Consider the following 22,095-nt stretch of genomic DNA (forward strand, 5'->3'; position numbering starts at 1 on the left):
TCACCCACGGGCTTGGTGTCCCTCAGGGCTGTCGGTCTTCCACCTGCCACCGCAACCGCTGGTATAGCAGATGAGGCAAAATGAGAGTTACAAGGGGTCGCGCGACGCGGATCGTTGGCGGCGTTGCACCGAAGGCAAACGTTCAGGACAGCGCGGCCCCTCATCCGGCCCTTCGGGCCACCTTCTCCCGCAAGGGGAGAAGGGAAGATCGATGCGCCGCCGCTCCCTCTCATCCTCATCACCTCAGCTTCGGGTTCAGCGCATCGCGCAGCCAGTCGCCGAGCAGGTTGACCGAAAGGACGATCAGACCGAGCTGCAGCGAGGGGAAGACGACCAGCCACCAGGAGCCGGAGAACAGATACTGGTTGCCGATGCGGATCAGCGTGCCGAGCGAGGGCTGGGTGATCGGCATGCCGACGCCGAGGAAAGACAAGGTCGCTTCCGAGAGGATGGCGAGGCCGAGATTGAGGGTGGCCGCGACCATCACCGGGGTCAGCGTGTTCGGCAGGATATGCCGGCGCATGATCCGCCCGGCCGGCACCTTGATGATGCGCGCCGCCAGCACGTATTCCTTGCGCCGCTCGACCATGGTCGAGGCGCGCACGGTCCGGGCATACTGCACCCAGCTGGTCAGCGCGATCGAGACCACCAGCACCGCCGCGGCGAAGGGGTCGCGTAATGCCGGCGGCAGCAATTCGCGGAAGATCGCCGAGACCAGGATCGCCATCAGCAGCGTCGGGATCGACAGAACGGTATCGCCGAGCCGCATCAGGAGATTGTCGATGCGCCCGCCATAGAAGCCGGCGATCAGGCCGATCGAGACGCCGATCGCCATCGAGACCAGCACCGCCGAGAAGCCGATGATCAGCGAGACCCGCGTGCCGTAGAGGATGGCGGAGAAGACGTCGCGCCCCTGCGGGTCGGTGCCGAGCAGGAACGGCCATTCGCCGTCCGCCGACCAGATCGGCGGGATCTCGGCCTTGTCGATGAAGATCTGGGCGAGGTCGTGCGGGTTCTGCGGCGCGATCAGCGGGCAGAACAGCGCCGTCAGGATCAGCAGCGCCAGCACCAGCGCCGAGGACCAGGCCGCCGGCGTGTGTCGGAAGCTCCAGCCGATATCGCTGTCGAGGAAGCGGCGCAGGCGGCCCGGCCTGGTGGCGGCCTCAGCGGGCATTGGCGCCTCCCGTCAGCGCATCCTCGCGCAGGCGCGGATCGACCCAGGCATAGGTCAGGTCGACCAGCGTATTGAGCGAGACGAAGATGAAGGAGACGACGATGAGGTACGCGGCCATCACCGGGATGTCGACGAAGGTGACGGCCTGGACGAAGAGCATGCCCATGCCCGGCCACTGGAAAACCGTCTCGGTGACCAGCGCGAAGGCGATGAGGTTACCGATCTGCAGCCCGGTCACCGTGATCACCGGCATCAGGCAGTTACGCAGCGCGTGGCGGAAATTCACGGCGCGGGCCGGCAGGCCGCGCGCCCGGGCGAAGCGGATGAAATCGGTCCGCATCGTCTCCAGCATCTCGGCCCGCACCAGCCGCATCACCAGCGTGATCTGGAACAGCGACAGCGTGATGCCCGGCAGGATCAGCGCCTTGCGGCCCGAGGCCGTCAACAGCCCGGTGCTCCACCATCCCAACTGGACGACCTCGCCGCGGCCGAAGGCCGGCAGCCATTGCAGGTTCACCGAAAAGACCAGGATGAACAGGATGCCGAGCGCGAAGCTCGGCAGCGAGACGCCGAGCACCGAGATGAACTGCAGCGCCTTGGCGAGCAGGCTGTCTCGTCTGATCGCGGTGTAGACCCCCAGCGGAATCCCGACCGCCAGCGACAGGAAGGTCGCGACAAGAACCAGTTCGAAGGTCGCCGGGAAGCGCTCGGCGATCAGCGTGAACACTTCCTGCTGGTTGCGATAGGAGATGCCGAAATCGCCGCGCAGCGCATTGCCGACGAAGGTCGCGAACTGCAGCACGAAGCCCTTGTCGAGCCCAAGTCTGGTGCGCAGTTCGTCGCGCTGCGCCTGGCTCGCCTGCTCGTTCAGCATCAGCTCGACGGGGTCGCCGACGAAGCGGAAGGTCAGGAAGGCGAGGAACGCCACCGCCAGCATGACGCCGGCGGCGTTGACGAAGCGCTTGAACAGGAAGGCTGGCATCGTCGTTCGACTCCCGTGGGCTGCGCGAACCCGGCCTGTCATTCCGGGACTTCGCGCAGCGAAGAACCCGGAACCCACGACTGGGTCGCATGAGTCAGAGCGGCGGTCGCGGGCACTCGCCCGGTCGTGGGTTCCGGGTTCGCGCCTGCGGCGCGCCCCGGAATGACAGGGAGATCACTTCATCTTGGTCAGCCACAGGCGCGGCTTGTTGTCCGAAGCCTGCACGGTGGACGCGACCGTGTTGCGCATCGCCCAGGCCATCGGCTGCTGGTGCAGCGGGATGAAGAGCTGCTCGGCCTTGGCGATCTTCAGCGCCTCCTTCATCAGCGCGATGCGCTTGGGCGTATCGAGCTCGACGCCGGCCTTGTCGACCAGCGCGTCGATGCGCGGATCGCCCCAATTGCCCCAGTTGAACACGCCGCCCGTGCCGCTCTTCGAGCGCAGCACCTGGACCAGCAGCGAATAGGCGTCGATCATCGGCTCATTGGCCCAGCCGAAGGAGATCAGGTCGAAATCGCCCTTCACACGCTTGGGCGCCTGCTGGCTGCGCGGGGCGAGGCTGAGATTGGGCTTCAACCCGGCGCGCGACCACATCGCCGCCACCGCCTGGCAGAACTCCTCCTCGTTGACGAGCGAGTCGCTCTGGCAGTTCATCAGGAAGGAGAAGCCGTTGGGGTAGCCGGCCTCCGCGAGGAGCTTCTTGGCGCCGGCGAGATCGAAGGGCAGGCGCTGGTCCTGTGACGGCTCGTAGCCGGGGATCGCCGGGGCGACGAGCGCGCCGGTGTTGCGCGACAGGCCGCGCATCGCCCGCTTCTGCACCGCATCGATGTCGATGGCGCGATAGAGCGCCTCGCGCACCTTGATGTCCTTGAAGGGGTTCTTGTCCTTGACGTCGCTCTCGATGAGCTTGTCGGTCAGGTTGAAGGCGAAGAAGACCGAGCGCAGTTCGTTGGTCTGCAGCACCTTGACCTCGGTCGAGGCCGTGAGGCGCGGCAGATCCTGCAGCGGCGCGACATTGGTGAAGTCGATCTCGCCGGAGAGCATCGCCGCCACCCGGGTCGAGGACGAGGTGATCGGCACGAACTCGATCACGTCGATATTGTGCTGCGGCTTATCCCACCACGCCGTGTTCCTGGCGAAGACCGTCTTGGCGTCGGCACGCCGGCTCTCGACCTTGAACGGGCCGGTGCCGTTGGCGTTATCGGTGGCGTACCCTTTCACGCCCTTGCCGGAATCGGTCGGGAGCAGCGAGTTGTTCGCCTCCATCCACTCCTTGTCGAAGATGAAGATGTTGGTGAGGTCGTTGAGCAGCAGCGGATAGGGACCGTTGACCTCGATCTCGACAGTGTAGTCGTCGATCTTCTTCGAGCTCTTATAGGCCGGCAGATTTCCCTTGAGCGGCGAGGTGTCGTGGGTGACGCGCGCCAGCGAGGCGATGACGTCGTCGGCCGTGAACGGGTTGCCGTTGTGGAATTTCACGCCCTGGCGCAGCTTGAAGCGCCAGACGGTCGGGCTCACCGTCTCCCAGGATTCGGCCAGCGCCGGCTCGATCTTGAGGTCGCCGGTATAGCGGACGAGCCCCTCATAGACGTGGTTCAGCACCGAGAGCGTGAAGGTCTCGCCGAAGGAATAGGGATCGAGCGAGGCGATCTCGCGCGCCGAGCCCCATTTCAGCGTCTTGGCTTCGACCGCGCCGTTCAGTGCGAAAGCGGCGACTGCCGCCAGCAACCAGACCTTCTTCATCGAACTCTCCCCTTCTCGTTGCTTGCCGGCCCGCTTCGCGCACCGGGGAATGCCGTTCCGTTGCCGCCTCTGTGATCATCGTGGCGCTTTGCGCGCCATCTCGTGTGCGATCGTTGAGCAAACTTGCATACGATACAAGAACCGTATTGTATGCGATTATTGAAGACAAGCGGAAACTCGATTCATGCCGCGCCCTGCCCGCCCGCTCGCTGCGAACAAGCCCAGACCCAACGGCAAGACGGCCGCGACAGACGCGCCCGTGCCGCGCGCCCAGGCCGTCTACAAGGCGCTGCGCCGCGCCATCATCGAGCAGGCGCTGAAGCCCGGGATGAAACTCCCCGAGGATTCGATCGGCGAGCAGCTCGGCGTCAGCCGCACTTTGGTGCGCGAGGCGTTCGGGCGGCTCGCTGTCGAAGGCCTGGTCGAGCTCAAGCCGAATCGCGGCGCCAATGTCGCCTATCCGACGCTGGAAGAAGCGCGCGACGTCTTCGAAGTCCGTCGCGGACTGGAGCGGCTCGTCGCCGAGAACCTCGCCGGCCGGCTGACCCCGGCCCAATCGGCCGAGCTCGAAGCGCATGTTCGCTTGGAAGAAAAGGCGCATGAGCAGGACGGGCCGGAATCGATCCGGCTCTCCGGGGAGTTCCACATCAAGCTCGCCGAGATGACCGGCAATGCGCTGCTGCTGCGCTATGTCCAGGAGGCCTCGTCGCGCTGCTCGCTGATCCTCGCCATCTATGGCCGCCCGCACTCCTCCGAATGCGCCGTCTCCGAGCATCGCCAACTGATCGAGGCCCTGCGCGCCGGCGACGCGGCCCGCGCCGCCGCGCTGATGGACCATCATCTGCAATCCGTCGTCACCCGCGCCTTACTGGCGCCGCGCGGCGAACGCGACATCCGCGACGTGCTCGCACCCTATGCCTTGAGTGAAGGATTGACCCCATCGTGACCCAGCCCCTGACCCAGGACCGGCCGGCCGCCGCCGGGATCGTCACCTTCGACTTCGCCGCCCTGACGCCGCGCGAGCGCTACAAGCTCTTGATCGGTGCGGTGGTGCCACGCCCGATCGCGCTGGTGACCACGGTCGACGCCAACGGCGTCGTCAATGCCGCGCCGTTCTCCTTCTTCAACTGCCTCTCGGCCGATCCGGCGATCCTGGCGCTCGGCGTCGAATACCGCCAGACCGGCGGGCAGAAGGACACCGGCCGCAATGTCCGCGAGACGCTCGCCTTCACCGTCAACATCGTCTCCGACGCGCTGCTCGACGGCATGAACGCCTGCGCCGTGCCGTTCGAGCCCGGCACCGACGAACTCGCCGAAGCCGGCCTCACCGCCATGCCCGGCGTCAAGGTGCCCTGCCCCTGGATCGGCCAGGCGCCGGCCGCCTTCGAATGCCGCCACCACACGACGCTCGGCATCGGCAATTCGCGCGAGATCATCCTGGGCGAGGTCGTCTACGCCCATTTCCGCGCCGACACGGTCGATACGCTGAAGCACTATGTCGATCCCGTCGCGCTCGACGCGATCGGCCGCATGGGCGGGCATGGCTACGCCACGACGCGCGACTATTTCGACCTGCCGACCATGTCGGTGGCCGACTGGCGCGGCGACCGTTCCAAAGCGCGGCGTACGCGACCCGATCGGCGCTGAGCGAATGCGTCATCTGCTCAGGAGCGGTTGACCCGGAGAGGATTTCCGCCAGCAATGCGGCCTCGCAAATCAGTTCGACGAGGCCTCCATGAACAAGCACGTCTCCGGCATCGACGGCACCAAGCTCGACAGGCTGGCCGAGGTCGCGATCAGGGTCGGCCTCAATCTGCAGCCGGGGCAGGACCTGTTCCTGACCGCTCCGGTCGCGGCCCTGCCGCTGGTCCGGCGCATCGCCGAGCACGCCTACAAGGCCGGCGCCGGTCTGGTCACGCCGATCCTCTCGGACGAGGCGCTGACGCTGGCGCGCTACCGCTTCGGGCAGGACGCCAGCTTCGACCGCGCACCGTCCTGGCTCTATGACGGCGTCGGCAAGGCTTTCGCGGCGAACACGGCCCGGCTCGCCGTCGTCGGCGACAATCCGATGCTTCTCGCCGAGCAGGACCCGGCCAAGCTCGCCCGCGCCAACAAGGCGAACTCGATCGCCTACCAGCCGGCGCTGGAGAAGATCGCCAATTTCGACATCAACTGGAACATCGTCTCCTATCCCGGCGCGGCCTGGGCCCAGCAGGTTTTCCGTGAGGATGCCGAGGACGCCGCGGTCGCCCGTCTCGCCGAGGCGATCTTCGCTGCCTCGCGCGTCGATCGTGACGACCCGATCGCGGCCTGGGCGGAGCACAATGCGGCGCTGGCACAGCGCACCAAATGGCTAAACGGCCAGCGTTTTTCCGCGCTGCACTTCACCGGTCCGGGCACGAACCTCACCATCGGACTCGCCGATGGCCATGAATGGGAGGGCGGCGCCTCCACCGCCAAGAACGGCGTCACCTGCAACGCCAACATCCCGACCGAGGAGGTCTTCACCACCCCGCATGCCCGCCGCGTCGAGGGCCATGTCTCCTCGACCAAGCCGCTCTCCTATCAGGGCACGCTGATCGACAATATCCAGGTGCGCTTCGAGGAAGGCCGGATCGTCGAAGCCAAGGCGAGCCGCGGCGAAGTGGTGCTGAACAAGGTGCTCGACACCGACGAGGGCGCGCGCCGGCTCGGCGAAGTCGCGCTGGTGCCGCACTCATCGCCGATCTCGCAGAGCGGTATCCTGTTCTACAACACGCTCTTCGACGAGAACGCCTCCTGCCACATCGCGCTCGGCCAGTGCTATTCGAAGTGCTTCATCGACGGCACCAAGCTGACGCCGGAGCAGATCGCGGCGCAGGGCGGTAACCGTAGCCTGATCCATATCGACTGGATGATCGGCTCCGGCGAGGTCGACATCGACGGGATCAAGCCGGACGGCAGCCGCGTCGCGGTCTTCCGCAAGGGCGAGTGGGCTTGAGTTAGGCGATCCGCGCCAGCGCCCGCTCGATCGCGGCGAAGATCTCCTCGATCTCGGCAGGCGCGATCACCAGCGGCGGCGACAGCACGAGCATATCGCCGGCATTGCGGATCAGCACGCCGGCATCGAGGCAGAGCCTGTTCGCCTCCCCGCCCCGGGCCCCGTCCGCGCCAGGCCGCGGCGCAAGGTCGATCGCGCAGAGCAGGCCGGCGGTGCGGATGTCGACGACATGGGCCGCGCCCTTCAGCCGATGCGCCCGCTCCTCCCAGAGCGGCAGCACCTTGCTAAGTCCGCCGAGGATGTCCTGCTCGGCGAAGACGTCGAGCGTTGCGAGGCCGGCGGCGCAGGCGAGTGGATGGGCTGAATAGGTATAGCCGTGTGGGAGCTCGATCGCGTCGGGCGGTCCGGCCATGAAGGCGTCGTAGACAGGACCGGCGACGAGGACGCCGCCCATCGGCACCGCGCCATTGGTCATGCCCTTGGCGCAGCTCATCAGATCGGGCCTGATGCCATAGGCTTGCGCCGCGAAGGGACTGCCCAGCCGGCCAAAGCCGGTGATCACCTCGTCGAAAATCAAGAGGATGCCGTGCTTGTCGCAGATTGCGCGCAGGCGTTCGAGATAGCCCTTCGGCGGCGGATAGACCCCGCCCGAGCCGGTCACCGGCTCGATGATCACGGCGGCGACCGTCGCGGGATCATGGATCTGCAGCAGGCTCTCCAGCGCCTCGGCCGCAGCGAGCCCGCCTTCCGGCCGGCCGCGCGAGAAGGCCATGGTCGCGCGGTCATAGGGCAACGGCAGATGCGCGACATCGGACAAGAGTGGCCCAAAGGCGGCCTTGTGCCGGCCGATGCCGGAGACCGAGAGACCGCCCCAGCCCATGCCGTGATAACCCTTGGCCCGGCCGATCAGCTTGGTCCGCCCGGCCTGGCCGCGAGCCTGATGATAGGCACGGGCGATCTTCAGCGCGGTATCGACCGCCTCCGAACCGGAATTGACGAAGAAGACATGCTCGATGCCCTCCGGCGCAAAATCGCAGAGCCTAGCAGCATAGGCCTGCGCGTCGGGGTGGCTCATCCTGAAGGAGGAGACGAAGTCGAGCCGCCCGGCGGCGGCGCGGATCGCCTCGGTGATCTTCGCCTGGCCATGCCCGGCATTGACGCACCAGAGCCCGGCCATGCCGTCGAGCACGCGCCGCCCGTCCGGCGTGATGTAGTGCATGCCCTCAGCCCGCTCGAACAGCAGTGGCGCCTTACGGAAAGCCCGCATCGGCGTGAACGGCATCCAGAACGCGTCGGGAGCGTTGTCGCGGCGGCTTTCGGCGGCAAATGCATGCGCGGTCATCGGCAGGTCCTCGGTAGGGATCGCCGCATCATGTCTTTCTTATATTAAAAAGACAATAGTGAGAGCGCCGAGCCGCTTCAGTCCAGACCGTCTGGCCGACGCAATTGCATGGCGCGCTGGAGATGGCTGCGCATCAGGGCGCTAGCGAGCTGGAGGTCTCCCGCTTCGATCGTCGCGAGCATCTGCAGATGCTCGCGACTGTTCACCACGACGCGCTCATAGCCATAGGTCCAGTCATAGTTGGAAAGCCGGCGCATCTGGTTCTGCCGGCGGATGGCGGAATGGATGAAGCGGTTGCCCGAGGCCGCCGCCAGCCCCTCGTGGAAATCGGCGTTCATCTCGTAAAAGCCGATCGCCGAGCTTTCCTTCCAGGGCTGCGACAGCGTCAGCTCGTGCCTGGTGCGCATCTCGTCGATCCAGCCCTGGTCGAGCGAGAAGCCGGGCTCGAGGAAGACCATCGGCTCGATCAGCTGGCGGAAGCGATAGCGCTCATCATGAGCCGACTGGTCGCGCGGCTCGTGCAGGAAGCGCCAGCCATAGCCGCGCTTGCGCTCGACCATGTCGAGATCGGCGAGCCGCGCCATCAGGCGCTGCACCTCGGGCCGGCCGAGCTCGTAGCGCCGCATCAGTTCGAGCTCGGAGATCTCATCGGGCAGGCGCCCGCCATGGCGGTCCTGCGCCACCTTGACCATGGCGAGCTCGGTCGCATCGGCGCCGGCGCCAGGATCGGCTGATGCCTCGGGCGCGCTCAGCAGCTCGACGCCCTTGTTCGGATGCCGTCGCACCAGCCCCTGCCGGGCGAGATGATCGATCGCGGCGCGCACCGGCGTGCGCGAGACGTTGAGGCGGCGGGCCGCGCTGTTCTCGTTGAGCCAGGCGCCGGCTTCGAGCCCGTCCTCCCGGACCATGCGGAGGATCCGCTCGGCGATCTCCTGCTGCAAACGTGTCGGTGCCGTCATCAAAAGGCTCTTGATTGTCTTAGTTTGAAATGAAATACATTATAGCCAGACACTGCACCAGCGCGAACCCGCGGAGATCCGGCCATGGTCGAGCCCTTTCCCTTCGTCGATGTCTCCGGCACGCCCTATGAGCGCGGCCGCCAGCATGGTGCGGCGGTGCCGGGGCGCGTCAAGCGCTCGATCGAACTCTATGGCGGACAGCTCGGCGATCTCGGCTATGACGCCGCCGCCAAATCGCGCCTGATCGGCGAGTTCGCCCGCGAGATCGAAGCCTTCGGCAAACACTATGTCGAGGAGATGCGCGGCATCGCCGATGGCGCCGGCGTCGCCCTCGAAGACGTCATCATGATCAATGCCCGCACCGAGGTGATCGCCAAGGCGCGGCTGGAGAAGAACAAGCCGGTCGGGGCGGAGGAAGAGCTCGACGACGGCTGCACCGGCGCGATCATCCTGCCGGAGCGCAGCGCCTCGGGCGAGCTGATCCACGGCCAGAACTGGGACTGGAAGGCCGAATGCGCCGAGACGGCAATCGTGCTGCGCGTGCGCCGCGACGACGGCCCCGACTTCCTGACCTTCGTCGAGGCCGGCGGCCTTGCCCGCTGCGGCATGAACGCCGCCGGCATCTCGATCACCGCCAACTATCTCGAAAGCGAGCGCGACTTCACCCAAGCCGGCGTGCCGCTGGCGCTCATCCGGCGCAAGGTGCTGGAGCAGGAACACCTCGCCTTCGCGATCAAGGCGGTGGCGACGACGCCGAAGGCCTGCTCGAACAACATGATGCTCTCGACCGTCGCCGGTTTCGGTATCGATTTCGAATGCGCGCCCGACGCCGCCTTCCCGCTCTATCCCGAGGACGGGCTGATCGTGCACGCCAACCATTGGGTCGGCCAGGTCGCGCTGACCAAGATCACCGATACCGGCACCCCGCGCGTGCCCGAGAGCTTCTACCGCGACTGGCGGGTCAGGAAGCTGCTCAACGAAGCCGGCCGCAAGCTCACCGTCGATGATCTGAAGGAAGCCTTCTTCGACGACTTCCTGACGCCGCATTCGGTCTGCCGGCCGCCGCGCCTCAACGACACCGGCAATCTCTCGGCCACCGTCTCGATGGTGATCATGCAGCCGGCCAAGGGCACGATGGAGGTCGCGCCGCTGCCGGCCCTCAATCGCATCTTCACCCGCTACAGCCTCACCGACGAGCCGGTGACGCTGGCGCAGGCCGCCGAATAGGCGGCTGGTACAGCTCAGCTTTCAAGCCAATCATAAAACAAGGGGAACCCGCCGATGCACAGCCGACGCCGCCTTTCCCTCGCCCTCGCCGGATTGGGCCTTGCGACCGCAGCCATAGTGCCGGCCGCGGCTGCGACGCTGAAGGTGCACCTCAATGCCGACATCCGCGGCATCAACCCGGGGGTCAATCGCGACGACAACACCGACGCCGTGATGCTGCATGTCGTCGAGGGACTCGTCGCCTATGGCGAGGATTCGGAGGTGAAGCCGCTGCTTGCCCAAAAGGTCGAGATCTCGCCGGACGGGCTCAGCTACACCTTCACCCTGCGCAAGGGCCTGAAGTTCCACAACGGCGCCGAGGTGACCTCGGCCGACATGGTCTGGAGCTGGAACCGCTATATGGACCCGAAAGCCGACTGGCGCTGCCTGTCGGAATTCGACGGGCGCGGCCGCGTCAAGGTCGAGGCGGTGACAGCGCCCGATCCGGCGACCGTCGTCTTCAAGCTCGACAAGCCGAGCTCGCTCTTCCTGGCCAATCTCGCCCGAACCGACTGCGCGATGACGGCGATCCTGCACAAGGATTCGGTCAAGCCCGACGGCTCCTTCGACAAGCCGATCGGCACCGGCCCCTACAAGTTCGCCGAATGGAAACGCGGCGAATTCGTCCGCCTGACCCGCAACGAGGCCTATGCCAGCCTGCCTGGCGCGCCCGACGGCTACACCGGCGGCAAGCGCCCGCTGGTCGATGAAATCCGCTTCATGGTCATCCCGGACGGCGCCACCGCCAAGGCGGCGCTGCTGCGCGGCGATGTCGATGTGATCCCGGACGTCGCCAATGCCGAAGTCAAGGAACTCAAGAAGGACCAGCGCATCGGGCTCTCGATCACACCGAATATGGGGCTGGTCGGCATCCTGCTGCAGACGCGCGATCCGCTGCTGGGGAACGTCAAGCTGCGCCAGGCGATCGCGGCTGCGATCGACACCGAGGAGCTCGTGGCGCAGGTCACGGACGGGCTTGGCAAGCGCAACAACTCGATCGTGCCGTCGATGTCCTCCTATTACGGCCCGGTCCAGGCCAAGGGCTACACATACGACCTCGCCGCGGCCAGGAGGCTGCTGCAGGAAGCCGGCTACAAGGGCGAGCCGCTGGTGATGATCGCCAACAAGCGCTACCCGCAGAGTTTCGACGCCGCCGTCGTTTCGCAGCAGATGCTGCAGGCCGCCGGCATCAACGTCCAGATCGAGGTGCTCGAATGGGCGACGCAGCTCGACCGCTATACCAAGGGCAACTACCAGCTCCAGGCCTTCCCCTATTCGGCCAGGCTCGACCCCGCTCTCAGCTTCGAATCGATGACCGGCCCGAAGGCGACGCAGCCGCGCAAGGTCTGGGACACCCCGGAATCGCAGGCACTGCTCGACAAGTCGATGGTCGTCTCGGACAAAGCCGAGCGCCAGAAGCTGTTCGATGAATTGCACCAACGCTTCATCGCCGAGGTGCCAATGGTGATGCTCTACAACGGCATCGATGCCGGCGCCTATGGCAAGCGGGTCAAGGGCTACAAATCCTCGATCCTGTCGAAGCCGCGGCTTTGGGAGGTCACCGTCGCGGATTAAGCCGCCCCGGAAACCTCGATCAGGTCCTTGATGATGTGGTGGCTAGTGAGTGCGGCGAGGCGCTCGCCATCCCCCGCACGGATCGCCGCGACCATGGCGTGATGGTCGGCATCGCTGGCGAGCAGGGCCTGATGCGAGGCCCAAACCGTGACCGCCGAGCCGCGCGAGCGGTCACGCAGGCTCCAGATCGTCTCCGCCAGCACCGGATTGCCGCAATGATCATAGATCAGGCTATGGAAGGCGCGGTTGATCTCGCTCTGCTCGACGCGCGTACCGCTCTGCACCGCCAGGCTGAACTCCCCGGCGAGCACTTCGAGCGTCGCGAGTGCCGCGTCATCCATCTTGCCGATGACAAGCCGGGCGGCGGCGCTCTCCAGGATGATGCGGGTGTCGCGGATGGCGAGAGAGGTCGGCAGATCGATCTCGGTGACGCGGTAGCCGCGATTGGGCACATGCTCGATCGTCTTGCGCACGGCGAGTTCGTCGAGCGCGGCACGGACGTCGAAACGCGTCGCCTGGAAGGCTTCCTCCAGATCGATCTGCCGCAACCATTCGCCCGGCCGATAGGCGCGGACATGGATCGCCCGGGCGATCTCGTTGGCGAGTTCGCCCTTGGCGCGCTGGCGAGTTTTTGGACGGGTGGCCATGACAAGTCTCTAGGGCATCGAAGCGAAGCTTGCGAGCCGGCCCGCCTGCTTCGCGCACAGCCGGGACTGCCTCGGTCGAATCCAGCTTGCGGGGCCGAACATATCATGCAACAAAATTGGCGCCAATCCTATTGCCAATCAGGGAAACACCGCATGACCGCTCCCGCCGCAAAGCCCGCCAGGCAGGACGACGCGGCGGCGATCGCCCGCGCACTCTATGATTTCGGCCCGACCCCGGTCGTCGCCTGCAAGGCCGACCCGCGTTTCAGCTATTGCCTCTATGTGCCGAAGAACCTCGGCAAGGGCGGCCAGGCCCCTGAGCTCGTCGTCACCATGCACGGCACCGGTCGCGGCTTCATCGGCTATCGCGACGCCTTCGAGGCTTTCGGTCGCTGGAACAACTGCATCATCCTCGCCCCGCTCTTCCCGATCGGCGTGATGGGCGACGGCAACCGCAACGGTTTCAAGTACATGCGTGAGGGCGAGGTTCGCTACGACCACATCCTGCTCGCCATGGTCGAGGAAGTCGCCCAGGCCTATGGGGTGCGCTTCGACCGCTTCGCCCTGTTCGGTTATTCCGGCGGCGGCCATTTCACCCACCGCTTCCTGATGCTGCAGCCGAACAGGCTCTGGGCCGCCTCGATCGGCGCACCGGGCTCGGTGACGCTGGTCGACCCGACGCGCGACTGGTGGGTCGGCACCCGTAACATGGCCGGGCTCTTCGGCACCGCCCCCGACATCGAGGCGATGCGCAAGGTCGCGGTCCAGATGATCGTCGGCGCCGCCGATCTCGAAACCTGGGAGATCACCCACAAGCCCGGCAATGCCAGCTGGATGCCGGATGCCAACCATGCCGGCACCAATCGTCCCGAGCGGCTCGATACCTTGCGCCGCAACTTCGAGGAGCACGGCATCGACGTGCGCTTCGACCTGGTGCCGAACATGCCGCATGACGGGTTGAAGGCGGTCCCGCGGGTCGAGGACTTCTTCGCCGACGTGCTCGCCAAGCGCCGCGCCGGTGCGGCTAAAGCGGCCTGAAGCCGCCGGGACCGGGACAGCGATCAGCGAGGGAAACGACAATGAACCGCCGGCTCATCTCCGCCTTCGCTCTCCTCGCCCTCGCGAGCCCTGCAACAGCGCAGACGATCAACGTCGCGCTCAACGCTGACATACGCTCGACCAATCCGGGCGTGAACCGCGACGACAACACCGACGCGGTCGTGCTGCACATGGTCGAGGGCCTGGTCGGCTATCGCGAGAACGGCGCAGTGGCGCCACTGCTGGCGGAGAAGGTCACGACCTCGGCCGATGGGCTGACCTACACCTTCACCCTGCGCAAGGGCGTCAAGTTCCACAACGGCGCCGAGCTCACCTCGGCCGACGTCCTCTGGAACTGGACCCGCTATATGGATCCGAAGACCGACTGGCGCTGCCGGTCGGAGTTCGATGGCCGCATCGGCATGAAGGTGACCGGCGTCACCGCGCCCGATCCCGCGACTGTCGTGATGACGCTGGAAAAGCCGAGCGCGCTCTTCCTCGACACCATGGCACGCACCGACTGCGCCATGGTCGCCATCATCCACAAGGACTCGCTGAAGCCTGACGGTAGCTGGGATAAGCCGGTGGGCACTGGCCCGTTCATGCTCGGCGACTGGCGCCGCGGCGAATTTGTCTCGCTGAAGCGCTTCGATGGATACGTCTCGCCACCCGGCGACAAGCGCGACGGCTATGTCGGCCGCAAGAATGCGCTGGTGCCTGAGGTCAGATTCCTCGCCATCGCCGATGGCGCGACCGTCAAGGCCGGCTTGCTCTCGGGCGCGCTGCATGTCGCCGACATCCCGGATTCCGACCTGCCGGAGATGCAGAAGAGCAATAGCGTTCAGGTGATGACCGCGCCGAGCGCGACCAAGCACGCTTTGCTGCTGCAGAGCCGCGATCCGCTGCTATCGGATGTCCGAATGCGTCAGGCGATCGCGGCGGCGCTCGATCTCGACGAACTCGTCGCCCAGGCCTCGAACGAGCTCGGCAAGGTCAACAACTCGGCCGTTCACATGGCCTCGCCCTATTACAGCGAGGTCCAGCGCCAGCGTTACAACCACGATCCGGCGAGGGTGAAGAAACTCCTCGCCGAGGCCGGCTACAAGGGCCAGGCAATCAAGCTGATCGCCAACAAGCGCGCGACCGTGCCGAGCTTCCCGGTCGCGATCGTGGCGCAGGCCATGCTGCAGGCCGCCGGCATCACCAGCGAGATCGAGGTGCTGGAATGGGCGACGCAGCTCGACCGCTACAGCAAGGGCAACTATCAGATGATGTCCTTCAGTTATTCGGCCCGCATCGATCCGGCCCAGAGCTACAACCAGTTCAGCGGCCCCAAGGACACCTACCCTTCAAAGGCCTGGGACAGCCGCCGCGCCGACGAATTGATCGAGAAGGCGACGATCACCGCCGATGAGGGCGAGCGCCAGAAGCTGTTCGACGAACTGCACAAGCTGATGCTCGCCGATGCGCCGCTGATCTTCCTCTACAATCAGGTCGATACCGCCGTCGTGTCGAAGCGCCTACAGGGCTTTGCTCCCTGGGTCGCCTCGAAGCCGCGGCTCTGGGAGGTCCGCCTCGCCAACTGAGCCGTCGCGGACGCGGCGGCACGATCACAACGACAACTTAAAAAACGACAGGGGACCGAGATGAAATATCTGTTTGCGCCGGCCGCCGCCCTCATTGCGACCGCCGCCTTGGCCGCGCCCGCCACGGCCCAGTCCATCACGGTGGCGGTCGCCGCCGATATCCGCAGCAACAATCCCGGCGTCAATCGCGACGACAACACCGACGATTTCGCGCTGCAATTGGTCGAGGGCTTGGTCGGCTACAATGAGGGCGGCGTCGCGACGCCGCTGCTCGCCGAGAAGGTCGACCTCTCCGCCGACGGCAAGACCTACACCTTCACGCTGCGCCCGGGCGTCAAGTTCCACAACGGCGCCGAGCTCTCCTCGGCCGACGTGCTGTGGAGCTGGAACCGCTACATGGACGCCAAGACCGACTGGCGCTGCACCTCGGAATTCGACGGCCGCTCCGGCCTCAAGGTCGAATCGGTGACGGCGCCGGACGCCCGCACCGTGGTGATGCAGATCGACAAGCCGAACGCGCTCTTCCTCGACACGCTCGCCCGCACCGACTGCGCGATGACCGCGATCCTGCACAAGGATTCGGTCAAGGCCGACGGCTCCTGGGACAAGCCGGTCGGCACCGGCCCCTACAAGTTCGGCGAGTGGAAGCGCGGCGAGTATTTCACCATGACCGCCTTCGAGGGCTACAAGTCGCCATCGGGCGGACAGCGCGACGGCTATGTCGGCTCCAAGCGTCCGCTGCTCAAGGAGGTCAAGTTCCTGATCGTCAAGGACCCGGCGACGGTCAAGGCCGGCCTGATCTCCGGCGCGCTCGATCTCAGCGAGATCCTGCCGAGCGACGCGGCCGAGCTGAAGAAGAATCCCAAGCTCTCGGTCGTGGCCGAGCCCAATGCCGTCCGGCACGTCTTTCTGATCCAGACCCGGGACGCGGTGATGGGCAACCAGAAGCTGCGCCAGGCGATCGCCGCCTCGCTCGATATGGATGAGATCGTCGCCGCCTTCTACAACGACCTCGGCAAGCCCAACACCTCGCCGATCTATTCCGGCTCGAGCTATTTCGGCGAGGTCGAGAAGAAGGGCCATGTCTTCGACGCGGCCCGCGCCAAGACGCTCCTCAAGGAGTCCGGCTACAAGGGCGAGAAGATCGTGATCCTCGCCAACAAGCGCCCGGTCGTGCCGAGCTTCCCGGCCGCGGTGGTGGCGCAGCAGATGCTGCAGTCCGTCGGTGTCAACGCCGAGATCGAAGTGCTCGACTGGGCGACCCAGCTCGACCGCTTCAACAAGGGCAACTACCAGATGCAGTCCTTCTCCTTCTCGGCACGCTTCGACCCCGCCATCGCCTTCGAGCAGTTCTCCGGGCCGAAGGACAAGCAGCCGCGCAAGACCTGGGACAACCCGGAAGCGCAGAAGCTGATCGACAAGCTCTACGTCACCTCCGACCGGGCCGAGCGCCAGAAGCTCGTCGACGAATTGCACAAGCGCGTCATCGACGAAGTCCCGATGATCTTCGCCTTCAACGGCCTCGACATCGTCGCCCATGCCAAGCGCGTGCAGGGCTTCAAGCCGTGGCAGTCGAAGCTGCGCATGTGGGAAGTGACGCTGGCGAATTGAGCCCCGCGCAAGCCCCTTACGCACCGGGAGGAAACCGATGCTGCGCTTCGCGCTGACGCGCATTCTCATGTCCGTGCCGACGCTGCTGATCGTGTCGGTCTCGGTCTTCGGCTTGATCCGCCTGATCCCCGGCGATCCGGCCTCGCTGATGCTGGGGGATCTGGCGACCCCCGCTTCGATCGCCGACCTGCAGGCAAGGCTCGGCCTCGACCAGAGTCTGCCGGTCCAGTTCGGCATCTGGTTCGGCAACCTGCTCAAGGGCGATCTCGGCCAGTCGATCAACTCGCAGCAGGCGGTGCTGCCGCTGATCCTGCAGCGCTTCTGGATCTCCGCGCAGATCGTGCTGGTCGCGGTCGCGCTCGCCAGCCTGGTCGCCGTGCCCGCCGGCGTGCTCGCCGCCTGGAAGCAGGATTCTTCGCTCGACCTATCGCTGGTGGCGGTCGCGACGCTGCTGCTCTCGATCCCGACCTTCTGGCTCGGCCTGCTCCTACTGCTGTTCTTCGGGCTCAAGCTCGAATGGCTGCCGGTCGTCGGCTATGTCTCGATCGCCGAGAACCCCATCGCCGGCATCCTCTATCTGATCATGCCGATCATGACGCTGTTCCTGCACGAGATCGGCGTGATCCTGCGCATGGCGCGCGCCTCGACGCTGGAAGTGCTGCGGCTCGACTACATCACCCATGCGAGAGCCAAGGGCCTTACCGAAAGCGCCGTGCTCTGGAACCACGCCTTCAAGAATGCCTTCGGGCCGACCTGGACGCTGATCGGCCTCGTCCTCGGCAATCTGTTAGGGGGCATCGCGGTGGTCGAGACGGTCTTCACCATCCCCGGCCTCGGCCGCCTGCTGGTCGATTCGATCTTCGCCCGCGACTATCCCGTCATCCAGGGCTGCATGCTCTTCGTCGCCTTCACCTATGTGCTGGTCAATCTCGTGATCGACCTCTGCTATCCGATCTTCGATCCAAGGGTGACGGCGCAATGAGGCTCCCCGCTCCCAACGCCCTGGTCGGCGGCACGCTGATCGGCTTCCTCGTCCTCGTTGCTGCGGTCAGTTCGGTCTGGACGCCCTATGACCCCTTGCGGCTCTCCTTCCGGGCCAAGCTCGCCGCGCCCTCAGCCATGCACTGGCTCGGCACCGACGAATTCGGCCGCGACGTGCTCTCGCGATTGATGGCGGGCGCCGCGACGTCGGTCTGGATCAGCCTGCTGACGGTCGCACTCGCCGTCTCGCTCGGCACGGTGATCGGCCTGTTCTCCGGTTATGTCCGCGGCTGGGTCGACCGCACCATCATGGCCTTCAACGACGCGCTGCTCGCCTTCCCTGGCATCCTGCTGGCGCTCGGCCTGCTCGCCGTGGTCGGCGCCAACAAATACGGCATCATCCTGGCGCTCGGCATCGCCTATGCGCCCTCGGTCGCCCGCATCGTGCGCGGCACCGTGCTGTCGCTGCGCGAACGCGAATTCATCTCAGCCTCGCGGGTGATGGGCAATTCCGAGGGCTTCACCATGGCTCGCCACATCCTGCCGAACTGCATCGCGCCGCTGACCGTGCTGGCGACCTCGATGTTCGGCTGGGTGCTGCTGGCCGAGAGCTCGCTCTCCTTCCTCGGCCTCGGCGTGCCGCCGCCGGCTCCGACCTGGGGCAATATGCTGGCGGGCTCACGGCCCTATATCGGCCAGGCCGTCTGGCTCGGCATTTTCCCGGGCCTTTGCATCTCGCTGACCCTGCTCGGCATCAACCTGCTCGGCGATGCGCTCCGCGACAAGCTCGACCCGCGGATGAGGGGTGCGCGATGACCTCCACCAAGCCATTGCTGGAGGTCGACGGCCTCACCCTTCGGATCGGCGCGAATGGCCGCACCGTCGTCAACGATGTCAGCTTCTCGGTGTCGCCCGGCGAGATCGTCGGCATCGTCGGCGAGTCCGGCTCCGGCAAGACGCTCGCCGCCCGCGCTGTGATGGGCTTCATCCCTCCGGCAGTGCGCCTGATCTCCGGCTCGATCCGCTTCGACGGCGAGGAGGTCACGACCATGGCACAGAAGCGCCTGCGGGCGATCCGCGGCGCCAAGGTCGGCATGGTCTTCCAGGAGCCGATGACCTCGCTCAACCCGTCCATGCTGATCGGCCGCCAGCTCGAAGAGGGCCTCGCGCTGCATCGCAAGCTCGACGCCGCCGGCCGGCGCGAGCTCATCCTCGACATGCTCCGGCGTGTCGGCATCCGCGATCCCGAGGGCGCCTTCAACGCCTATCCGCACCAGTATTCCGGCGGAATGCGCCAGCGCATCATGCTGGCCTCGGTGATGCTGCTGAAGCCGGCGCTGCTCCTCGCCGACGAGCCGACCACGGCGCTCGACGCCGTCGTCCAGCGCGATGTCATGGAGCTGATGGTCGACCTGACCAAGGAGAACGGCACCGCCGTGCTGCTGATCTCGCATGATCTCGGCATGGTCGCGCGCTATTGCAGCCGCATCGTCGTGATGTGCCAGGGCGATGTCGTCGAGCACGGCAAGAGCGAGGATATCCTCGCCCGGCCGCAGCATCCCTATACACGCAAGCTCCTCGCCGCCATGCCGCATCGCGAGCCGGCGCGCGCGCTGCCGGAGGCGGCGACGCCGCTGGTGTCGGTCGACGGTCTCGTCGTCGATTATGGCGGCCGCCAGGGCTTCTTCCGCAAGGAGCAAGCGAAGCGGGCCTTGCACGGCATCAGTCTGTCGGTGAGGCCCGGCGAGGTCGTCTCGGTCGTCGGCGGCTCGGGCTCGGGCAAGACCACGCTCGGCCACGCCATCGCCGGGCTGATCAAGCCGAGCGAGGGCGCGATCCTGTTCAACGGCAAGCCGATCGCGAAGAGCGAGACGGCCTATTGGGACTATCGGCTGAACTGCCAGATGGTCTTCCAGGACCCCTATTCCTCGCTCGATCCGCGCATGACCATCGGCGAGCTCGTGGCTGAGCCGCTGCGGCTGGTCAAGGGCATGGGCGCGGCCGAGAAGAAGGCGCGCCTGCAGGAGGTGCTGGGTGAGGTCGGCCTCGGCGACGGCTTCGCCGAGCGCTATCCGCACGAGCTTTCCGGCGGCCAGCGCCAGCGCGTCGCCATCGCCCGCGCGATCATCCGCAGGCCAAGCTTCGTCATCGCCGACGAGCCGGTCTCGGCGCTCGACGTCACCGTCCGCGCGCAGGTGCTGGAGCTCTTCGCGGAACTGCAGAAGAAGCACGGCTTCTCCTGCCTGTTCATCAGCCACGACCTCGGCGTGGTCGAGCAGGTCTCCGACCGTGTCGTCGTCATGCAGGACGGCCGCATCGTCGAGGAAGGCACCCGCGACCAGATCTTCGACGCCCCCCAGCACGACTACACCCGCAAGCTGCTCTCTGCCGTGCCAGGTCTCGAAAGCACCGAAGATGGCGGCGTGCGCCTGTTCTGGCGGCTGGCCGAGCCGGAGACGGCGTGACGAAAGCCGTCATGCTCGGCCTTGTGCCGAGCATCCACGTCTTGAACACGCCCTCGGCCAGCAAAGACGTGGATGGTCGGGACAAGCCCGACCATGACGGGACGTGCAATGCGAACTGAAGAGCCTTCGCCATGAAAAACGGAATGATCGTCGCCCCGCAGCCGGAAGCCGCCGAAGCCGGCGCGGCCGTGCTGGAGCGCGGCGGCAATGCGATCGACGCGGCCATCGCCTGCGCCTTCATGCAGGGGGTGGTCGATCCGCTGATGTCGGGCATCGGCGGCTTCGGCTCGATGCAGCTCTACATGCCGGGCAAGGGCGTCCACGAGATCGTCGAGTTCTACGCCCGCGCCTCCTATGCGGCGAAGCCCGACATGTGGCAGGAGAAGCTGCGCGGCCAGTCGCGCGACGGCTTCGCCTTCCTGCTCGAGGGCGGCATCAACGAGTTCGGCCACCTTGCCGTCTGCACGCCCGGCAGCGTCAAGGGCTATAACCATGTGCTGTCGCGCTTCGGCACGATGGACTGGGCCGACGTCATGGCGCCGGCGATCAGGCAGGCGCGCGAGGGCGTGCTGGTGCGCCCGCACATGCACTGGTTCTGGACGCAGGACCAGAGCGGCTCCGGCCAGGTCAACACCTCGGACAAGCTGCGCTACAGCGAGACCGGCAAGGCTCTGTATTTCCGCCCCGATGGCAGCGCGAAGCGCCCGGGCGACATCATCGTCAACGCCGACATGGCCAATACGCTGGAGCGGCTCGCCAAGGGCGGCGCCGACCTGTTCTACCATGGCGAGCTTGCCGAGGAGATCGCCGCCGACTTTGCGGCGCATGGCGGGCTGATCTCGCGCGAGGACCTTGCCCGCTACGAGCTTTCGGTGGCCGAGCCGATCTGGGGCTCCTATCGCGGCCACCGCATCTCGACCTCCCCACCGCCGGCGAGCGGCATGTCGATGCTGCAGATCCTGCACATGCTGGAGCCTTTCGATATCGGCTCGCTTACCCATGGCAGCGCCGAGCATGTCCGCCTGCTGGCCGAGGCGATGAAGCGCATGACCATCGATAAGGACCAGTTCATGGGCGATCCGGCCTATGTCGACGTGCCCGTCGAGCGACTGATCTCCAGGGAGCATGCAGCGGAACTGGCTGAGAGCATCCGCCGCGGCGAGCGCGCCGATGTGAAGCGGCTGGAGCGCTCATCCTCGCGCGAGACCACCCATGTCACCGTGGTCGATAGGCACGGCAATGCGGTGGCGCTGACCCATACGCTCGGCAGCCCGTCGGGCGCGATCACCGAGGGGCTCGGCTTCATCTACAACGGCACGATGAGCCGCTTCGATCCGCGCCCCGGCCGCGCCGGCTCGATCGCGCCCGGCAAACGGCGCTCCTCCTCGGCCGCGCCGACCATCGTCTTCAAGGACGACAAGCCCTTCATCGTGATGGGCGCGCCGGGCGGCAGCTATATCGCCCCGGCGATGGCGCAGGGTATCAGCAATGTTATCGACTTCGAGATGTCGATGCTGGAGGCGGTGGCGGCGCCGCGCGTGATGGGCGTCTCGAATTCGATCGACATCAGCAACCGCATCCGCCGCAGCGTCGAAGCCGAGCTCAAGGCGCAGGGCTACGACGTCAAGCGCTCGGCCCAGAGCTACCCCTTCGCGGCGCTCCATGGTGTCAAGATCGAGGACGGGCTCGCCACCGGCGGCGCCGACCCGCAGCGCGACGGCATGGCGATCTCGGTGCCGGCGTAGG

General features: G+C 66.2%; 18 protein-coding genes. 12 read left to right on the forward strand and 6 right to left on the reverse strand.

Annotated features, from left to right (window positions below; genetic code table 11):
• Window positions 1-238 precede the first annotated feature (238 nt).
• The 3 genes from BMZ69_RS29515 to BMZ69_RS29525 all read right to left on the reverse strand — a co-directional run bounded on the left by BMZ69_RS29515 (window position 239) and on the right by BMZ69_RS29525 (window position 3,899).
• Entirely contained in the window at window positions 239-1,174 is a 936-nt protein-coding gene (locus BMZ69_RS29515) for an ABC transporter permease (RefSeq protein ID WP_092163589.1), read from the reverse strand.
• Window positions 1,164-2,156 (reverse strand): ABC transporter permease, encoded by a 993-nt coding sequence (locus BMZ69_RS29520; protein WP_092163590.1) that lies wholly within the window; start codon window positions 2,154-2,156, stop codon window positions 1,164-1,166. The genes BMZ69_RS29515 and BMZ69_RS29520 overlap by 11 nt, the downstream gene beginning before the upstream one ends.
• A 174-nt stretch (window positions 2,157-2,330) precedes the next feature.
• Window positions 2,331-3,899 (reverse strand): ABC transporter substrate-binding protein, encoded by a 1,569-nt coding sequence (locus BMZ69_RS29525; protein WP_092163591.1) that lies wholly within the window; start codon window positions 3,897-3,899, stop codon window positions 2,331-2,333.
• A gap of 184 nt (window positions 3,900-4,083) precedes the next feature.
• On the opposite strand from BMZ69_RS29525, the gene BMZ69_RS29530 reads away from it, so the two are divergent.
• The 3 genes from BMZ69_RS29530 (at window position 4,084) to BMZ69_RS29540 (ending at window position 6,879) form a co-directional block, all read left to right on the forward strand.
• Entirely contained in the window at window positions 4,084-4,845 is a 762-nt protein-coding gene (locus tag BMZ69_RS29530; RefSeq protein WP_092163592.1) for a GntR family transcriptional regulator, read from the forward strand.
• Window positions 4,842-5,546: a flavin reductase family protein gene (locus BMZ69_RS29535; protein WP_244543619.1), complete on the forward strand. Its 705-nt coding sequence runs from the start codon at window positions 4,842-4,844 to the stop codon at window positions 5,544-5,546. The genes BMZ69_RS29530 and BMZ69_RS29535 overlap by 4 nt, the downstream gene beginning before the upstream one ends.
• A gap of 88 nt (window positions 5,547-5,634) precedes the next feature.
• Window positions 5,635-6,879: an aminopeptidase gene (locus BMZ69_RS29540; RefSeq protein WP_092163593.1), complete on the forward strand. Its 1,245-nt coding sequence runs from the start codon at window positions 5,635-5,637 to the stop codon at window positions 6,877-6,879.
• A gap of 1 nt (window position 6,880) precedes the next feature.
• On the opposite strand, the gene BMZ69_RS29545 is transcribed toward BMZ69_RS29540, so the two are convergent.
• Both BMZ69_RS29545 and BMZ69_RS29550 read right to left on the reverse strand, forming a co-directional pair.
• Window positions 6,881-8,221 (reverse strand): omega-aminotransferase AptA, encoded by a 1,341-nt coding sequence (locus BMZ69_RS29545; protein ID WP_092163594.1) that lies wholly within the window; start codon window positions 8,219-8,221, stop codon window positions 6,881-6,883.
• 77 nt (window positions 8,222-8,298) lie between these two features.
• Entirely contained in the window at window positions 8,299-9,180 is an 882-nt protein-coding gene (locus BMZ69_RS29550) for an FCD domain-containing protein (RefSeq protein WP_092163595.1), read from the reverse strand.
• Window positions 9,181-9,264: 84 nt separating this feature from the next.
• Between BMZ69_RS29550 and BMZ69_RS29555 the strand changes: the two genes are divergently transcribed.
• Together BMZ69_RS29555 and BMZ69_RS29560 are read left to right on the forward strand one after the other, a co-directional pair.
• The gene (locus tag BMZ69_RS29555) at window positions 9,265-10,407 is read left to right on the forward strand and encodes a C45 family autoproteolytic acyltransferase/hydolase (RefSeq protein WP_092163596.1); all 1,143 of its coding nucleotides are present in this window, start codon (window positions 9,265-9,267) and stop codon (window positions 10,405-10,407) included.
• Between the two features lie 54 nt (window positions 10,408-10,461).
• Window positions 10,462-12,021 carry an ABC transporter substrate-binding protein gene (locus tag BMZ69_RS29560; RefSeq protein WP_092163597.1) on the forward strand — a complete coding sequence of 520 codons (1,560 nt, stop codon included), beginning with the start codon at window positions 10,462-10,464 and terminating at the stop codon, window positions 12,019-12,021.
• Here the strand turns inward: BMZ69_RS29560 and BMZ69_RS29565 are convergent.
• Window positions 12,018-12,668, reverse strand: a complete 651-nt coding sequence (locus tag BMZ69_RS29565; RefSeq protein ID WP_092163598.1) for a GntR family transcriptional regulator — start codon at window positions 12,666-12,668, stop codon at window positions 12,018-12,020. The two genes, BMZ69_RS29560 and BMZ69_RS29565, sit on opposite strands and share 4 nt — an antisense overlap.
• Before the next feature lie 153 nt (window positions 12,669-12,821).
• On the opposite strand from BMZ69_RS29565, the gene BMZ69_RS29570 reads away from it, so the two are divergent.
• The 7 genes from BMZ69_RS29570 (at window position 12,822) to ggt (ending at window position 22,094) form a co-directional block, all read left to right on the forward strand.
• A complete protein-coding gene (locus tag BMZ69_RS29570; protein ID WP_092163599.1) occupies window positions 12,822-13,706 on the forward strand; it encodes an alpha/beta hydrolase family protein in 885 nt (294 codons plus the stop codon).
• 41 nt (window positions 13,707-13,747) lie between these two features.
• Entirely contained in the window at window positions 13,748-15,292 is a 1,545-nt protein-coding gene (locus tag BMZ69_RS29575; RefSeq protein WP_092163600.1) for an ABC transporter substrate-binding protein, read from the forward strand.
• A 60-nt stretch (window positions 15,293-15,352) separates the two neighbouring features.
• On the forward strand, window positions 15,353-16,903 hold the full coding sequence (locus tag BMZ69_RS29580) for an ABC transporter substrate-binding protein (protein ID WP_092163601.1): 1,551 nt from the start codon (window positions 15,353-15,355) through the stop codon (window positions 16,901-16,903).
• A gap of 37 nt (window positions 16,904-16,940) precedes the next feature.
• The gene (locus tag BMZ69_RS29585) at window positions 16,941-17,885 is read left to right on the forward strand and encodes an ABC transporter permease (RefSeq protein ID WP_092163602.1); all 945 of its coding nucleotides are present in this window, start codon (window positions 16,941-16,943) and stop codon (window positions 17,883-17,885) included.
• Complete coding sequence (locus tag BMZ69_RS29590; RefSeq protein WP_092163603.1) at window positions 17,882-18,700, forward strand: ABC transporter permease; 819 nt, start codon at window positions 17,882-17,884, stop codon at window positions 18,698-18,700. The genes BMZ69_RS29585 and BMZ69_RS29590 overlap by 4 nt, the downstream gene beginning before the upstream one ends.
• Window positions 18,697-20,349 carry an ABC transporter ATP-binding protein gene (locus BMZ69_RS29595; RefSeq protein WP_092163604.1) on the forward strand — a complete coding sequence of 551 codons (1,653 nt, stop codon included), beginning with the start codon at window positions 18,697-18,699 and terminating at the stop codon, window positions 20,347-20,349. The genes BMZ69_RS29590 and BMZ69_RS29595 overlap by 4 nt, the downstream gene beginning before the upstream one ends.
• A gap of 131 nt (window positions 20,350-20,480) precedes the next feature.
• Window positions 20,481-22,094 carry a gamma-glutamyltransferase gene (gene ggt, locus BMZ69_RS29600; RefSeq protein WP_092163605.1) on the forward strand — a complete coding sequence of 538 codons (1,614 nt, stop codon included), beginning with the start codon at window positions 20,481-20,483 and terminating at the stop codon, window positions 22,092-22,094.
• The last annotated feature ends 1 nt before the right edge of the window (window position 22,095 follow it).

Origin of the sequence: Allobosea sp. CRIB-10, from assembly GCF_900112185.1 — a bacterium.
GTDB lineage: Bacteria > Pseudomonadota > Alphaproteobacteria > Rhizobiales > Beijerinckiaceae > Allobosea.

Bases quoted from the DNA above. Each gene is read 5' to 3' on its own strand.
- BMZ69_RS29515 (WP_092163589.1), bottom strand. From the start codon at position 1,174: ATGCCCGCTGAGGCCGCCACCAGGCCGGGCCGCCTGCGCCGCTTCCTC.
- BMZ69_RS29520 (WP_092163590.1), bottom strand. From the start codon at position 2,156: ATGCCAGCCTTCCTGTTCAAGCGCTTCGTCAACGCCGCCGGCGTCATG.
- BMZ69_RS29525 (WP_092163591.1), bottom strand. From the start codon at position 3,899: ATGAAGAAGGTCTGGTTGCTGGCGGCAGTCGCCGCTTTCGCACTGAAC.
- BMZ69_RS29530 (WP_092163592.1), top strand. From the start codon at position 4,084: ATGCCGCGCCCTGCCCGCCCGCTCGCTGCGAACAAGCCCAGACCCAAC.
- BMZ69_RS29540 (WP_092163593.1), top strand. From the start codon at position 5,635: ATGAACAAGCACGTCTCCGGCATCGACGGCACCAAGCTCGACAGGCTG.
- BMZ69_RS29545 (WP_092163594.1), bottom strand. From the start codon at position 8,221: ATGACCGCGCATGCATTTGCCGCCGAAAGCCGCCGCGACAACGCTCCC.
- BMZ69_RS29550 (WP_092163595.1), bottom strand. From the start codon at position 9,180: ATGACGGCACCGACACGTTTGCAGCAGGAGATCGCCGAGCGGATCCTC.
- BMZ69_RS29555 (WP_092163596.1), top strand. From the start codon at position 9,265: ATGGTCGAGCCCTTTCCCTTCGTCGATGTCTCCGGCACGCCCTATGAG.
- BMZ69_RS29560 (WP_092163597.1), top strand. From the start codon at position 10,462: ATGCACAGCCGACGCCGCCTTTCCCTCGCCCTCGCCGGATTGGGCCTT.
- BMZ69_RS29565 (WP_092163598.1), bottom strand. From the start codon at position 12,668: ATGGCCACCCGTCCAAAAACTCGCCAGCGCGCCAAGGGCGAACTCGCC.
- BMZ69_RS29570 (WP_092163599.1), top strand. From the start codon at position 12,822: ATGACCGCTCCCGCCGCAAAGCCCGCCAGGCAGGACGACGCGGCGGCG.
- BMZ69_RS29575 (WP_092163600.1), top strand. From the start codon at position 13,748: ATGAACCGCCGGCTCATCTCCGCCTTCGCTCTCCTCGCCCTCGCGAGC.
- BMZ69_RS29580 (WP_092163601.1), top strand. From the start codon at position 15,353: ATGAAATATCTGTTTGCGCCGGCCGCCGCCCTCATTGCGACCGCCGCC.
- BMZ69_RS29585 (WP_092163602.1), top strand. From the start codon at position 16,941: ATGCTGCGCTTCGCGCTGACGCGCATTCTCATGTCCGTGCCGACGCTG.
- BMZ69_RS29590 (WP_092163603.1), top strand. From the start codon at position 17,882: ATGAGGCTCCCCGCTCCCAACGCCCTGGTCGGCGGCACGCTGATCGGC.
- BMZ69_RS29595 (WP_092163604.1), top strand. From the start codon at position 18,697: ATGACCTCCACCAAGCCATTGCTGGAGGTCGACGGCCTCACCCTTCGG.
- ggt (WP_092163605.1), top strand. From the start codon at position 20,481: ATGAAAAACGGAATGATCGTCGCCCCGCAGCCGGAAGCCGCCGAAGCC.